This is a genomic window from Streptomyces zaomyceticus (genome assembly GCF_014656215.1).
GTDB lineage: Bacteria > Actinomycetota > Actinomycetes > Streptomycetales > Streptomycetaceae > Streptomyces > Streptomyces zaomyceticus.
On record NZ_BNBZ01000009.1, the window covers coordinates 222,004 to 235,761 of the forward strand.

Sequence of the window (13,758 nt, forward strand, 5' to 3'; positions counted from 1 at the left end):
TGACGGGAGCCGTCAATCGACGCGCCAGGGGCCTCGGGCCGGGCCCACGGTGAGGTCATGAACGCGATGCACCAGTACCTCTTCGACACCTACCGCGCCGCTCGCCTCGGTGAGCCGATGCCGCCGGCGCCCGGCACCCATGACATCGCCGTCCTGCGGTCGGTCCGCGACCGGCGCCGCTTCGAGCGGGTGCTCGCGGGCCGCCCGGCGAGGGGCGGCCTGCGAGCCGCCCTGCGCCGTCGACTGCGCCGACGCGCCTCCTGACCGCCGGACGCCCCCGCGCCTCCTGACCGCCGGACGCCCCGCGCCTCCTGACCGCCGGACGCCCCGCGCCTCCTGACCGCTGGACGCCCCGCGCCTCCTGACCGCCGGACGCCCCGCGCCTCCTGACCGCCGGGGGCTCGTGACCGGGGGGCCGCGCGAGAAGAGGCCGCGCGAGAAGGGGATGCGGGGAAAGGGATTCGCGAACGGGCCCGCTACCCCAGCTGCGCCAGGAAGTCCCGTACCGCCGCCTTCACATCCTCCGCCGTCCACTCCAGGCCCGGTCCCGCCACCGTCAGCTCCGTCACCGCCACCCCCGGAGGTCCGTCCGCGCCCGGGGTGAACCAGCGGCGGAAGAGGACCGTTCCGGTCGCCTCGGTCAGGGCCAGGGACGCCGCCGTCAGCCGCTCGGCGTCGTACGGCAGCCAGACCCGGAACTGGTGGGTGTGCGGGGCCTCGGGGTGGATCCGGAACCATCCGGTGCCCGCCTCCGTGAGCGCCTCCCGGACCGCGTCGGCCACCACGCGCGCGTGGGCCACGTACGAGGGCAGCCGGGGCAGCTCCTCGTCCAGCCCCCGGAGCGCGGAGAGGGCCGCCGGGTACTGCTGGAAGACCTGGCCCCCGTAGCGGTGCCGCCACACCCGTGCCTCGGCCATGACGTCCTCGGGCCCGGCGAGCACGGCGCCGGAATGCCCGCCGAGGGACTTGTAGAACGAGAGGTAGACGCTGTCGGCGAGCCCCGCGATCTCCGCGAGCGGACGGCCGAAGTGCGTCGGGCACTCCCAGAGCCGCGCCCCGTCGAAGTGGACCACCGCGTCCCGCTCGCGCGCGGCCTCCACGACCTCGGTCAGCTCCTCCCAGGACGGCAGGACGAAGCCGGCGTCCCGCAGCGGCAGCTCCAGCATCAGCGTCCCGAAGGGCTCCGGGTGCTCCCGAACCTCCTCGGCCGTCGGCAGCCGCGGCGCGTCGGTCGGGTGGACGGTACGGAGCCCGGAGACGGCCGCCAGCGCGCCGCCCTCGTGGACCTCGGGGTGGGCGAGCGGGTGGAGGGCGACGACGGGGCTGCCGGTGCGTCCGGCCCAGCAGCGCAGCGCCACCTGCTGCGCCATCGTGCCGGTCGGGAAGAAGACGGCGGAGGGCAGGCCGAGCTCCTCGGCGGCGCGCCGTTCCAGCTCCTCGACGAGCCCGTCCCCGTAGGTGTCGAGCGCCGCCCCGCCACGGCCGGAGGTCTCGGCCCAGTCGGCGAGCTCACGCAGCCGCGCGCCCACCGTGCCGTCCACCTGGGTGCGCCACAGCGTGCGGTCGGCGCCGCCCCAGACCTTCGCCCGGTGGAGCCGGGCCGCTTCCTCGTCCGGGGGGTCGACAGGTTCCACAGGATTCATGGACCGATCATCACACCACCGCCCACACCCTGTGGACAGCCACGGAGCAGCGCGAAACGCTGGCGTAGCATGACCAGAAATCGTCCGGTACCCGCCGAGGACTGGAACGGAAGGCCGTCCCCACCGTGAACGCATCAGCAGCGCCAGAGCCCCGAGCCGAGGACCGACCCGCCCGGCTCACCGTCGGAGTCGTCGGCGCGGGCCGCGTGGGCCCCACGCTCGCCGCCGCCCTCCGGCTCGCCGGGCACCGCCCCGTCGCCGTCTCCGCGGTCTCCGACGCCTCCCGGCGCCGCGCCGCGGCCCTCCTGCCCGAGGTCCCGGTCGTCGAGCCCGCGCGTGTCCTCGCCCTCGCCGACCTGGTCCTGCTCACCGTGCCGGACGACGCCCTGCCCGGTCTCGTCGAGGGCCTCGCCGACACCGGAGCCGTACGGCCGGGACAGCTGATCGTGCACACCTCGGGGCGGTACGGGGCACGGGTCCTCGACCCCGTCCGGCGGGCCGGAGCCCTGCCGCTCGCCCTGCACCCCGCCATGACCTTCACCGGCACCCCGGTCGACGTCCAGCGGCTGGCCGGCTGCTCCTTCGGGGTGACCGCGCCCGAGGAGCTGCGGCTCGCCGCGGAGGCCCTGGTGATCGAGATGGGCGGAGAGCCCGAGTGGATCGCCGAGGAGGCCCGCCCGCTGTACCACGCGGCCCTGGCCCTCGGCGCGAACCACCTGGTCACCCTGGTGGCCCAGTCGATGGAACTGCTGCACAAGGCCGGGGTCGCCGCCCCCGACCGGATGCTCGGCCCGCTCCTCGGCGCCGCCCTCGACAACGCCCTGCGGTCCGGGGACGCGGCCCTCACCGGCCCGGTCGCGCGCGGCGACGCCGGCACGGTCGCCGCCCATGTCGCCGAGCTGCGCAAGCACGCGCCCGGCACCGTCGCCGGCTATCTGGCGATGGCCCGCACCACCGCCGACCGGGCGCTCGCGCACGGTCTGCTCAAGCCCGAGCTGGCCGAGGACCTGCTGGGCGTACTCGCCGAGGGGGAGCCCCGATGAACGTCTCGCACGCCACCCCCCTCACACTCGTCCGCACGGCGCGGGAGCTGCACGCCCTGGATAGCGGCAGCGGTGTCCGCCGGGCCGTGGTCATGACCATGGGCGCCCTCCACGACGGCCACGCCACCCTGGTCCGCACCGCCCGCGAGCGGGTCGGGCCCGACGGCACCGTCGTCGTCACCGTCTTCGTCAACCCGCTGCAGTTCGGCGCGGGCGAGGACCTCGACCGGTACCCGCGCACCCTGGACGCCGACCTGGAGATCGCCTTCGCCGCGGGCGCGAGCGCCGTCTTCGCGCCCTCCGTCGACGAGGTCTACCCGGGCGGCGAGCCCCAGGTCCGGATCACCGCGGGCCCCATGGGTGAGCGACTCGAAGGCGCCTCCCGGCCCGGTCACTTCGACGGCATGCTGACCGTGGTCGCCAAACTGCTCCATCTCACTGCCCCTGACCTGGCCTTCTTCGGTCAGAAGGACGCCCAGCAGCTGGCCCTGATCCGCCGGATGGCCCGCGACCTGAACTTCCCGGTGGAGATCGTCGGCGTGCCGACCGTCCGCGAGGGCGACGGGCTCGCCCTCTCCAGCCGCAACCGCTACCTGTCGTCCGAGGAGCGCCGTACGGCCCTGGCGCTGTCCGGCGCGCTGTTCGCCGCCCAGGACCGGCTGGCCGCCCAGGCGGCCCTTCGCGCGCGTGCCGAGGCCCTGCCCGGCGCCCACGGCCGGGGCGAGAACCGCGCCGAGGCACTCTCCCGGCTCGGCGAGGCACGGGCCGCCGCCGACGCCCATGCGGTCGCGCAGGCCGCCGAGGGCCGCGGCGCCGACGTCGTGCGCGCCGCGGCCCGCGCGGTGCTCGACGACGCCGCCAAGGCCGAGCCGAGGCTCGTCCTCGACTATCTGGCCCTCGTCGACCCGTCCGACTTCACCGAGGTCGCCGCCGACCACGACGGGGAGGCGATCCTCGCCGTCGCCGCGCGGGTGGGCGCCACGCGGCTGATCGACAACGTCCCCCTCCTCCTCGGAGCCACCATGTCCACCACGTTCGGAGCCACCCAGTGACCGGAATACGGCTGCACGCCCCCGCACCCGGCTGGGCCATCGACGCCGATGTCGTCGTGGTCGGCTCCGGCGTCGCAGGCCTCACCGCCGCCCTGCGCTGCACCGCCGCCGGGCTCCGTACGGTCGTCGTCACCAAGGCCAGGCTCGACGACGGCTCCACCCGCTGGGCCCAGGGCGGCATCGCCGCCGCGCTCGGCGACGGCGACACCCCCGAGCAGCACCTCGACGACACCCTCGTCGCCGGAGCCGGACTGTGCGACGAGCGGGCCGTGCGGGCCCTGGTCACCGAGGGACCGGACGCCGTCCGCCGTCTGATCGCCACCGGAGCCGACTTCGACAAGACCGCCGACGGCGAGATCGCGCTGACCCGCGAAGGCGGCCACCACCGCCGTCGCATCGCGCACGCGGGCGGGGACGCGACCGGCGCCGAGATCTCCCGGGCCCTGGTCGAGGCGATACGCGACCGGGGTGTGCGCACCGTCGAGCACGCCCTCGTCCTGGACCTCCTGACGGACGCCGAGGGCCGTACGGCGGGCGTCACCCTGCACGTCATGGGCGAGGGACAGCACGACGGCGTCGGCGCCGTCCACGCGCCCGCGGTGGTTCTCGCCACCGGCGGCATGGGCCAGGTCTTCTCCGCGACCACCAACCCGGCCGTCTCCACCGGCGACGGTGTCGCCCTCGCCCTGCGCGCCGGGGCCGAGGTCTCCGACCTGGAGTTCGTCCAGTTCCACCCCACCGTGCTCTTCCTCGGCGCCGGCTCCGAGGGCCAGCAGCCGCTGGTCTCCGAGGCGGTACGGGGCGAGGGCGCCCACCTGGTCGACGCCGACGGGGTCCGCTTCATGACCGGGCAGCACGAGCTGGCCGAGCTCGCGCCCCGGGACATCGTCGCCAAGGCGATCACGCGCCGCATGCAGGAGCACGGCACCGAGAACATGTACCTCGACGCCCGCCACTTCGGCGCCGAGATGTGGGAGGAACGCTTCCCGACGATCCTGGCCGCGTGCCGCTCGCACGGCATCGACCCGGTGACGGAGCCGATCCCGGTCGCCCCCGCCGCCCACTACGCCTCCGGCGGCGTCAGGACCGACCTGCGGGGCCGTACGACCGTCCCCGGCCTCTACGCGTGCGGAGAGGTCGCCTGCACGGGCGTCCACGGCGCCAACCGGCTCGCCTCGAACTCGCTCCTGGAGGGCCTGGTCTTCGCCGAGCGGATCGCCGACGACGTCATCGCCGCCGCCCCGCGCGAGCCGGGCGCCCCGGTGCCGCACCCGGCCCCGGTGACCCTGCCGCTGCCCGTGGCGGGCGCCCGGACCCGTATCCAGCGGGTCATGACGGCCGGCGCCGGGGTACTGCGCTCCGAGGCCAGCCTCCGGGAGGCCGCCGAGGCCCTCGACACGTTGCACAGCGACGCCCTCGCGGGCGGCTCCGACGACACCAAGGCCGGTGAGCCGGGCGTGGACGCCTGGGAGACCACCAACCTGCTGTGCGTCGCCCGGGTGCTGGTCGCCGCCGCCCGCCGCCGCGAGGAGACCCGCGGCTGCCACTGGCGCGAGGACCACCCGGACCGCGACGACACGGACTGGCGCCGTCATCTCGTCGTACGCCTCACCCCGGAGCGGACCCTCGACGTCCGGGCGACCGCCACGCATGACCTTCCCCCCACCTCCGACGCACCCAGGGAGCCGTAAGTGACCACGCCCGAGGAAGCCCGTCCCGAGCCCGTGGACGTCCCTCTGATCCAGATCAGCGCCGCCTCGGCGTCCTCCGCGACTCCCGAGGGGGACGCCGGAGGCTGCGGCGACGGCTGTGGCTGCGGCGGCGGTGAGGAGTTCGAGTGCGGTCTGGACCCGGCGCTCGCCGAGCTCCTCGCGGACGCCGGTCTCGACCCCGTCCAGGTCGAGGACATCGCCCATCTCGCGATCGCCGAGGACCTCGACGGCGGCGTCGACGTGACGACCGTGGCGACCGTCCCCGAGGACGCCGTCGCCACCGCCGACTTCACCGCCCGCGAGGCCGGTGTCGTGGCCGGCCTGCGGGTCGCCGAGGCCGTCCTGTCCATCGTGTGCGCCGACGAGTTCGAGGTGGAGCGGCACGTCGAGGACGGCGAGCGCGTCAAGGCCGGGGACGTGCTCCTCAGCGTCACCGCCCGCACCCGCGACCTGCTCACCGGCGAGCGCAGCGCGCTCAACATCCTGTGCCGCCTCTCCGGCATCGCCACCGCCACGCGCGCGTGGGCGGACGCGCTGGAGGGCACCAGGGCCAAGGTCCGCGACACCCGCAAGACGACGCCGGGCCTGCGCGCCCTGGAGAAGTACGCGGTCCGCTGCGGCGGCGGCGTCAACCACCGCATGTCGCTCTCCGACGCGGCCCTGGTGAAGGACAACCACGTGGTGGCGGCCGGCGGTGTCGCCGAGGCCTTCAAGGCCGTGCGCGAGCTCTTCCCCGAGCTGCCCATCGAGGTCGAGGTCGACACCCTGCCCCAGGTCTCCGAGGTCCTGGAGGCCGGCGCCGACCTGATCCTGCTCGACAACTTCACCCCGGCCCAGACCGAGGAGGCCGTCGCCCTCGTCGCCGGCCGCGCTGTCCTGGAGTCCTCGGGCCGCCTCACCCTGGAGAACGCGGCGGCGTACGCGGCGACCGGCGTGGACTACCTGGCGGTCGGCGGTCTCACCCACTCCTCCCCGATCCTCGACATCGGCCTCGACCTGCGCGAGGTGCGGGCCTGATGCTGCTCACCATCGACGTCGGCAACACGCACACGGTCCTCGGTCTCTTCGACGGTGACGAGATCGTCGAGCACTGGCGGATCTCCACCGATCCGAGCCGCACCGCCGACGAGATGGCGGTCCTGCTCCAGGGCCTCATGGGCATGCACCCGCTGCTCGGCGTCGAGCTGAGCGACGGCATCGAGGGGATCGCCATCTGCGCGACCGTCCCCTCGGTGCTGCACGAGCTGCGCGAGGTGACGCGGCGCTACTACGGGGACGTTCCGGCGGTCCTGGTGGAACCGGGCGTCAAGACGGGCGTCCCGGTCCTCACGGACAACCCCAAGGAGGTCGGCGCGGACCGCGTGATCAACGCGGTCGCCGCCGTCGAGCTCTACGGCGGCCCGGCGATCGTCGTCGACTTCGGTACGGCGACGACGTACGACGCGATCACCGCGCGCGGCGAGTACGCGGGCGGGGCGATCGCGCCGGGCATCGAGATCTCGGTCGAGGCGCTCGGGGTGAAGGGGGCCATGCTCCGCAAGATCGAGCTGGCGCGCCCGCGCAGTGTGATCGGCAAGAACACGGTCGAGGCGATGCAGTCGGGCATCGTCTACGGCTACGCGGGCCAGGTCGACGGCGTGGTCGCCCGGATGAAGCGGGAGCTCGTCGGTCCCGGCGGGGACCCTTCGGACGTCACGGTGATCGCGACGGGCGGTCTGGCGCCGATGGTCCTGGCCGACTCCAAGGAGATCGACGAGCACGAGCCCTGGCTGACCCTGATCGGTCTGCGCCTGGTGTACGAGCGGAACGTCTCCCGCATGTGAGGACGCACGGGCCGGGACCGCACGGGCCGTGACCGCACCTGCCGGGACTCCGCCGGGCCGGCACAGGCCCCGGCACAGGCCCGGCACCCGGCGCGGGCACCACGCGTGGGCCCGGCACCGGTGCGGCGCCCCGTCGGCCCACCAGGGCGCCCTGGCAGCGCCCCGTCGGCCCACCGCGGTCCAGGGCCCGGGCGGCCCGCCACGGCGGCCCGGGGCCCTGCCCGGAGCCGGGCGGGGTCGGGCGCCGGGCGGAAGGGCCCGGCGGACCGGCCGTCGCAGGTGGGGCGCCCCGTCGGGGCCTCCGACCTTCGGCGCGCCGGAATGATCGCTAAGAGGAAATTGTCCGATTAGCGCGTATCGTCGGCCCATGCCCACGCCATACGGATCCCGCGGCGGCATGGCGTTCAGCGCGGACGAGCTGCGTGTGCTCCGCCGTGCCCTCGCCGTCGCCCTCCACCCCGCCCCCCTCCAGGACGAGGACGTCCAGGACGCGCTGCGCCTGGCCGAATCCGTCGACGAGGCCGTGCGCGAGGCCGGCCGGCTGCGCGCCTTCCTCCTCGACGACCTGGTCCGCTACCGCGAGGCGCTCCCCGGGTCCCTCAGCGGCTATCTGGAGCTCCTCCGGGACGCACTGGCCGCCGGGTACGACCCCGCGGCCGACGACCTCGCCGCCCTGCGCGCGCTCCGCCGCAACCCCGCCGCCGCCGCGCTGCTCGCCCGCTGCCGGATCCTCGCCGAACGCTCCGTACGCGCCCGCCTGGCCAGGGTCTCCCAGGCCACCGCCGGCCCCGCGGCCGTCACCGCCAGGGTCCGGCTGCTCGCCCTCCCCGGCGGACGCACGGCGGCCGACGAGCCCAAGCCGACGCCGCCCGCCCCGGCCGAACGTCCGGTGCCCAAGCCCTCCGAGGTCTTCCCGCCGCGCCGACGGCCTGTACCCCCGCCCCCGCCGGAGGAACGCGTCGCCGGATAGCTAGTCTGGTCGGCATGGAATACGTATCCGCGCTCCTGCCCCCCATCGTGATGGCCGTGTTCTTCTTCGGTGTCGTCGCCACGATCATCAAGAGCCAGGGCGGTCCGAACAAGGCCAAGGAGGACGCGATCGTGGACGCCGCGTTCGCCCGCGCCGAGGCCACGCGCCAGTCGACGGGCAGCGGCAGCAGGGACTGAGCTCCGCGCTGACCGCGGCGGTACCCGGGACGTACGACCCTTCGAGGTCGTACGTCCTTTTTGTTGCGTTTTCCTCTGTCAATGACATCCTTTAGGTGTTTTGCGCACTAAAGTGGCGTTGTGCCCCGTCCTTTGGGAGAGCTAGAAGACGCCGTCATGACGCGCGTCTGGCAATGGAACCGTCCGGTGACCGTCCGGGAAGTTCTGGAGGACCTTCAGCAGGAACGGTCCATCGCCTACACCACCGTCATGACCGTCATGGACAATCTCCATCAGAAGGGCTGGGTCCGCAGAGAAGTCGACGGCCGCGCCTATCGATATACGGCGGTCTCCACCCGCGCCGCATACGCGGCCGCGCTGATGAACGAGGGATGGGCGCAGAGCGACAACCCGGCCGCCGCGCTCGTCGCCTTCTTCGGGATGATGTCGCAGGACCAGCGCGAAGCCCTGAACGACGCCATCCGTATCGTCCAGCGCGACAACCCGCTTCCCGCCCCGCCGCCCGAGGAGGGCGGCGAAGGAACCGGCGCCCGGGAGCGATAGCGTCCCCCCATGTCGCCGTCTGCTTCCCAGGCCGCCTCCGCGGCCTCCGCCAAAGCCGTCACCGTACGCAGGGCCCGCACCGGAGATGTCGCCGCGGTCCGCCGTCTCGTCGATCCCTTCGTCCGGCGCGGCATCCTTCTCGACAAGGCGACCGTCACCCTTTACGAGGCCATCCAGGAGTTCTGGGTCGCGGAACGCGACGAGGACGCCACGGTCGTCGGCTGCGGCGCTCTCCACGTCATGTGGGAAGACCTCGCGGAAGTCCGTACTCTCGCCGTCGATCCCGACTTCAAGGGCGCCGGAGTGGGACATCAGGTGCTGGACAAGTTGTTGCACACCGCCCGATGGCTCGGTGTGCGGCGGGTATTCTGCCTGACCTTCGAAGTCGACTTCTTCGCGAAGCACGGCTTCGTCGAGATCGGCGAGACCCCGGTCGACGGAGATGTCTACAGCGAGCTCCTCCGTTCCTATGACGAGGGAGTCGCGGAGTTCCTCGGTCTCGAACGAGTGAAGCCGAACACCTTGGGCAACAGTCGGATGCTTCTGCACCTGTGACCCGGAACCCGCGGTGAACCCCGGACGGAACCCCACGCGGAACCCTATGTCCGAATCGCGCACGTTTCCCGCGTTGCCGGGCTTCTGAACCTCTGCCAGGGGTTTGTGTTTTTCCGGGAAAAGCGGTTTCCTTTCCGCGTACTGCATTTTCGATGAAAGGAAATCCGGTGGCACAGAAGGTTCAGGTCCTTCTTGTCGACGACCTCGACGGCGTCGAGGCGGACGAGACGGTGACGTTCGCGCTGGACGGCAAGACCTACGAGATCGACCTCACCACCGCCAACGCGGAAAAGCTCCGTGGCCTGCTCGAGCCGTACACCAAGAGCGGTCGTCGCACCGGTGGCCGCACCACCGGCGGACGCGGTAAGGGCCGTGCCGTGGCGACGGGCAGCCAGGACACCGCGAAGATCCGCGCGTGGGCCAAGGAGAACAACTACAACGTGAACGACCGCGGTCGCGTACCCGCCGACATCAAGGCTGCCTACGAGGACGCGAACCGCTGAGGCGGCAGCTGCTGAGCCTGCGGCCCCCGGGCCCGGGCACTCAGCAGCCGCACCCGGTGGCACTCCGCCGCGGCGGCGGCCACGAGACGCACCAAGCAGGGGGCATCCGCATCGCCCCACGGCGCGGACCGCAGCGCCGGCAGCGAGGACTCGACCTCGCGGCCCGGTGCCGGGGCCCGCAGCCACACGGCGTCGCCCGGCGCGCCGGATCCGCCCCGCCCCGGGGGAAGGGGCGCGGTCATCCGGCCGTCGGCGCCCAGTACCGCCAGGTCCAGCGAGATCCCGCCCCACTCGAGCCAGTCGAGCAGGCCCGGTAGCTCCTCCGCGCTCCCCGCGGCCACGAGCAGCCGCATCCGGCGCCCCAGCAGGGCCACCGGACCCGTGGCGGCGCCCATCCGGCGCAGCACGCCGTGACCGGCCGTGGCGGGCAGCTCCAGGACGTCGAAGCGCAGCCCCGTGACCAGCTGCACCGGTGGCCCCGCCGCCGTCGCCCAGCCGAGCTCGTGCTCGTACCACCGCGCCAGACCACCGTCGAGCGGCGTACGGGGGAGCGGGACGGTGAAGGCCATGCCCGGGGAACTCCCGCGAGGGCACGTTGGTTACGCCCGCGGTGGACCACCGCGGTGACCATCGGTCCCCTTCCGAACGCGCAAGGTGTCCGTGATGGGGCCTACGAGTGCATTCGGCAGCGCAAGGGTGTTCGCTGGTAGCGGAGGGAACCGGGGTACGCCGCATGGAGTGTCAGTGCTTACGGGTAAGACATTCCTAGTGGAGAGGGGCGACTCGCGGGCTTCGGCGTCTCACGTTCGCCATCGGCGTACTGAAGACGCGGGTAACTACTTGGCCTGCGGGAACATCGTCTCGCACCATCGGGTTGGAGCATTTGTCGGCTGTTCGGCAGCAGGTCTCCCCGCGGAAGAGGGGGTGATCCGGACGGATGTCGGCAGTTGGAATGAGCGGTCCCCGCTTGCGGGACTAAGCTGCGGAAGGACAGGGAGGGGATCGACCCCTAACTGACTGACCGCTCTGAGGAGCGATTAACGATGTTCGAGAGGTTCACCGACCGCGCGCGGCGGGTTGTCGTCCTGGCTCAGGAAGAAGCCCGGATGCTCAACCACAACTACATCGGCACCGAGCACATCCTTCTGGGCCTTATCCACGAGGGTGAGGGTGTCGCCGCTAAGGCCCTGGAGAGCCTCGGGATTTCGCTCGAGGCGGTCCGCCAGCAGGTGGAGGAGATCATCGGGCAGGGGCAGCAGGCCCCGTCCGGGCACATCCCCTTCACCCCTCGCGCCAAGAAGGTCCTGGAGCTCTCGCTCCGTGAGGCCCTCCAGCTCGGCCACAACTACATCGGCACCGAGCACATCCTGCTCGGCCTGATCCGCGAGGGCGAGGGCGTCGCCGCCCAGGTCCTCGTGAAGCTGGGCGCCGACCTCAACCGGGTGCGGCAGCAGGTCATCCAGCTGCTCTCCGGCTACCAGGGCAAGGAAGCCGCCACCGCCGGCGGTCCTGCCGAGGGCACCCCCTCGACGTCCCTGGTCCTGGACCAGTTCGGCCGCAACCTCACCCAGGCGGCCCGCGAGTCCAAGCTCGACCCGGTCATCGGGCGCGAGAAGGAGATCGAGCGGGTCATGCAGGTGCTGTCCCGCCGCACCAAGAACAACCCGGTGCTCATCGGCGAGCCCGGCGTCGGCAAGACCGCCGTCGTCGAGGGCCTGGCGCAGGCCATCGTCAAGGGCGAGGTGCCCGAGACCCTCAAGGACAAGCACCTCTACACCCTGGACCTCGGCGCGCTGGTCGCCGGCTCCCGCTACCGCGGTGACTTCGAGGAGCGCCTGAAGAAGGTCCTCAAGGAGATCCGCACCCGCGGCGACATCATCCTGTTCATCGACGAGCTCCACACCCTCGTGGGTGCGGGTGCCGCCGAGGGCGCGATCGACGCCGCCAGCATCCTCAAGCCGATGCTGGCCCGCGGTGAGCTCCAGACCATCGGTGCCACCACGCTCGACGAGTACCGGAAGTACCTGGAGAAGGACGCGGCCCTCGAGCGCCGCTTCCAGCCCATCCAGGTCGCCGAGCCGTCGCTGCCGCACACCATCGAGATCCTCAAGGGTCTCCGCGACCGGTACGAGGCCCACCACCGGGTCTCCATCACCGACGAGGCCCTCGTCCAGGCCGCGACCCTGGCCGACCGGTACATCTCGGACCGCTTCCTCCCGGACAAGGCGATCGACCTGATCGACGAGGCCGGCTCCCGGATGCGCATCCGCCGGATGACCGCGCCGCCGGACCTCCGCGAGTTCGACGAGAAGATCGCCGGCGTCCGCCGCGACAAGGAGTCCGCGATCGACTCGCAGGACTTCGAGAAGGCCGCCTCGCTCCGCGACAAGGAGAAGCAGCTCCTCGCCGCGAAGGCCAAGCGCGAGAAGGAGTGGAAGGCCGGCGACATGGACGTCGTGGCCGAGGTCGACGGCGATCTGATCGCCGAGGTCCTCGCGACGGCCACCGGCATCCCGGTCTTCAAGCTGACCGAGGAGGAGTCCAGCCGCCTGCTCCGCATGGAGGACGAGCTCCACAAGCGCGTCATCGGGCAGAAGGACGCCGTCATCGGCCTCTCGCGGGCCATCCGCCGTACGCGTGCCGGTCTGAAGGACCCGAAGCGCCCCGGTGGCTCGTTCATCTTCGCCGGTCCGTCCGGTGTCGGTAAGACCGAGCTTTCGAAGGCGCTCGCCGAATTCCTCTTCGGCGACGAGGACGCGATGATCTCCCTCGACATGTCGGAGTTCAGCGAGAAGCACACGGTTTCCCGTCTCTTCGGTTCGCCGCCCGGATACGTCGGCTACGAAGAGGGCGGCCAGCTCACCGAGAAGGTGCGCCGCAAGCCGTTCTCCGTCGTCCTCTTCGACGAGGTCGAGAAGGCCCACCCCGATATCTTCAATTCCCTTCTCCAGATCCTGGAGGACGGTCGTCTGACCGACTCCCAGGGCCGGGTCGTGGACTTCAAGAACACGGTCATCATCATGACCACCAACCTCGGGACCAGGGACATCTCGAAGGGCTTCAACCTGGGCTTCGCGGCCCAGGGCGACACGAAGTCGAACTACGAGCGGATGAAGGCGAAGGTCAGCGACGAGCTGAAGCAGCACTTCCGCCCGGAGTTCCTCAACCGTGTGGACGACATCATCGTCTTCCCGCAGCTGACCCAGGACGACATCCTCCAGATCGTCGACCTGATGATCGGCCGCGTCGACGAGCGCCTCAAGGACCGGGACATGGGCATCGAGCTCTCCCAGTCCGCGAAGGAGCTGCTCGCCAAGAAGGGCTACGACCCCGTGATGGGCGCCCGGCCGCTGCGCCGGACGATCCAGCGCGAGATCGAGGACTCGCTCTCGGAGAAGATCCTCTTCGGCGAGCTGCGTCCCGGTCACATCGTGGTCGTGGACACGGAGGGCGAGGGTGACGAGCGCACCTTCACCTTCCGCGGCGAGGAGAAGACGGCTCTGCCGGACGCCCCGCCGATCGAGGCGACGGGCGGCACGGGCCCGAACCTGTCGAAGGACGCGTGACACCGCGCTGAGCGTGGAACGCCGAAGGGGCGGCCCCGGAACCTGATCGGTTCCGGGGCCGCCCCTTTTGCGTGTCGGCGTTCCCGTGTCGGCTTTTCCGTATCGGCCGGCGGTTCGAGCCGGCTGCGGACAGGCGCAGACCGGAGAGCGG

The 13,758-nt window shown here is 72.2% G+C and carries 14 protein-coding genes; 12 read left to right on the plus strand and 2 right to left on the minus strand.

Features of this window, described 5'->3' with window-relative positions:
* Positions 1–57 precede the first annotated feature (57 nt).
* Positions 58–264 (plus strand): hypothetical protein, encoded by a 207-nt coding sequence (locus tag IE311_RS15190; protein ID WP_189832193.1) that lies wholly within the window; start codon positions 58–60, stop codon positions 262–264.
* A 212-nt stretch (positions 265–476) separates the two neighbouring features.
* Here the strand turns inward: IE311_RS15190 and IE311_RS15195 are convergent, their stop codons facing one another.
* Positions 477–1,643 (minus strand): threonine aldolase family protein, encoded by a 1,167-nt coding sequence (locus IE311_RS15195; RefSeq protein WP_189832194.1) that lies wholly within the window; start codon positions 1,641–1,643, stop codon positions 477–479.
* A 125-nt stretch (positions 1,644–1,768) separates the two neighbouring features.
* Between IE311_RS15195 and IE311_RS15200 the strand changes: the two genes are divergently transcribed.
* From IE311_RS15200 to IE311_RS15245, 10 genes are all read left to right on the plus strand, one after another.
* Positions 1,769–2,686, plus strand: coding sequence for a Rossmann-like and DUF2520 domain-containing protein (locus IE311_RS15200; RefSeq protein WP_189832195.1), 918 nt, complete (start codon positions 1,769–1,771; stop codon positions 2,684–2,686).
* Positions 2,683–3,738 carry a pantoate--beta-alanine ligase gene (gene panC / locus IE311_RS15205; RefSeq protein WP_189832196.1) on the plus strand — a complete coding sequence of 352 codons (1,056 nt, stop codon included), beginning with the start codon at positions 2,683–2,685 and terminating at the stop codon, positions 3,736–3,738. The genes IE311_RS15200 and panC overlap by 4 nt, the downstream gene beginning before the upstream one ends.
* Positions 3,735–5,429: an L-aspartate oxidase gene (locus tag IE311_RS15210; protein WP_189832197.1), complete on the plus strand. Its 1,695-nt coding sequence runs from the start codon at positions 3,735–3,737 to the stop codon at positions 5,427–5,429. The genes panC and IE311_RS15210 overlap by 4 nt, the downstream gene beginning before the upstream one ends.
* Positions 5,430–6,467 carry a carboxylating nicotinate-nucleotide diphosphorylase gene (gene nadC / locus IE311_RS15215; RefSeq protein WP_189832198.1) on the plus strand — a complete coding sequence of 346 codons (1,038 nt, stop codon included), beginning with the start codon at positions 5,430–5,432 and terminating at the stop codon, positions 6,465–6,467. It begins immediately after the preceding gene.
* Positions 6,467–7,273, plus strand: a complete 807-nt coding sequence (locus tag IE311_RS15220) for a type III pantothenate kinase (RefSeq protein ID WP_187621655.1) — start codon at positions 6,467–6,469, stop codon at positions 7,271–7,273. The genes nadC and IE311_RS15220 overlap by 1 nt, the downstream gene beginning before the upstream one ends.
* A gap of 397 nt (positions 7,274–7,670) precedes the next feature.
* The gene (locus tag IE311_RS15225) at positions 7,671–8,243 is read left to right on the plus strand and encodes a hypothetical protein (protein ID WP_189832230.1); all 573 of its coding nucleotides are present in this window, start codon (positions 7,671–7,673) and stop codon (positions 8,241–8,243) included.
* Between the two features lie 14 nt (positions 8,244–8,257).
* Positions 8,258–8,440, plus strand: coding sequence for a hypothetical protein (locus tag IE311_RS15230; RefSeq protein WP_189832199.1), 183 nt, complete (start codon positions 8,258–8,260; stop codon positions 8,438–8,440).
* A 120-nt stretch (positions 8,441–8,560) separates the two neighbouring features.
* Entirely contained in the window at positions 8,561–8,983 is a 423-nt protein-coding gene (locus IE311_RS15235; protein WP_189832200.1) for a BlaI/MecI/CopY family transcriptional regulator, read from the plus strand.
* A 9-nt stretch (positions 8,984–8,992) separates the two neighbouring features.
* A complete protein-coding gene (locus IE311_RS15240; RefSeq protein ID WP_189832201.1) occupies positions 8,993–9,538 on the plus strand; it encodes an amino-acid N-acetyltransferase in 546 nt (181 codons plus the stop codon).
* 167 nt (positions 9,539–9,705) lie between these two features.
* Complete coding sequence (locus IE311_RS15245; protein WP_189832202.1) at positions 9,706–10,041, plus strand: histone-like nucleoid-structuring protein Lsr2; 336 nt, start codon at positions 9,706–9,708, stop codon at positions 10,039–10,041.
* Here IE311_RS15245 and IE311_RS15250 read toward each other — a convergent pair.
* Positions 10,020–10,610 (minus strand): SCO3374 family protein, encoded by a 591-nt coding sequence (locus IE311_RS15250; RefSeq protein WP_189832203.1) that lies wholly within the window; start codon positions 10,608–10,610, stop codon positions 10,020–10,022. The genes IE311_RS15245 and IE311_RS15250 overlap by 22 nt on opposite strands.
* Before the next feature lie 474 nt (positions 10,611–11,084).
* On the opposite strand from IE311_RS15250, the gene IE311_RS15255 reads away from it, so the two are divergent.
* Positions 11,085–13,607, plus strand: coding sequence for an ATP-dependent Clp protease ATP-binding subunit (locus IE311_RS15255; protein ID WP_187621651.1), 2,523 nt, complete (start codon positions 11,085–11,087; stop codon positions 13,605–13,607).
* The last annotated feature ends 151 nt before the right edge of the window (positions 13,608–13,758 follow it).

Excerpts from the sequence above, each read along its gene's own strand:
- IE311_RS15190 (WP_189832193.1), top strand. The coding sequence starts at position 58 with ATGAACGCGATGCACCAGTACCTCTTCGACACCTACCGCGCCGCTCGC.
- IE311_RS15195 (WP_189832194.1), bottom strand. The coding sequence starts at position 1,643 with ATGAATCCTGTGGAACCTGTCGACCCCCCGGACGAGGAAGCGGCCCGG.
- panC (WP_189832196.1), top strand. The coding sequence starts at position 2,683 with ATGAACGTCTCGCACGCCACCCCCCTCACACTCGTCCGCACGGCGCGG.
- IE311_RS15220 (WP_187621655.1), top strand. The coding sequence starts at position 6,467 with ATGCTGCTCACCATCGACGTCGGCAACACGCACACGGTCCTCGGTCTC.
- IE311_RS15225 (WP_189832230.1), top strand. The coding sequence starts at position 7,671 with ATGGCGTTCAGCGCGGACGAGCTGCGTGTGCTCCGCCGTGCCCTCGCC.
- IE311_RS15230 (WP_189832199.1), top strand. The coding sequence starts at position 8,258 with ATGGAATACGTATCCGCGCTCCTGCCCCCCATCGTGATGGCCGTGTTC.
- IE311_RS15240 (WP_189832201.1), top strand. The coding sequence starts at position 8,993 with ATGTCGCCGTCTGCTTCCCAGGCCGCCTCCGCGGCCTCCGCCAAAGCC.
- IE311_RS15250 (WP_189832203.1), bottom strand. The coding sequence starts at position 10,610 with ATGGCCTTCACCGTCCCGCTCCCCCGTACGCCGCTCGACGGTGGTCTG.
- IE311_RS15255 (WP_187621651.1), top strand. The coding sequence starts at position 11,085 with ATGTTCGAGAGGTTCACCGACCGCGCGCGGCGGGTTGTCGTCCTGGCT.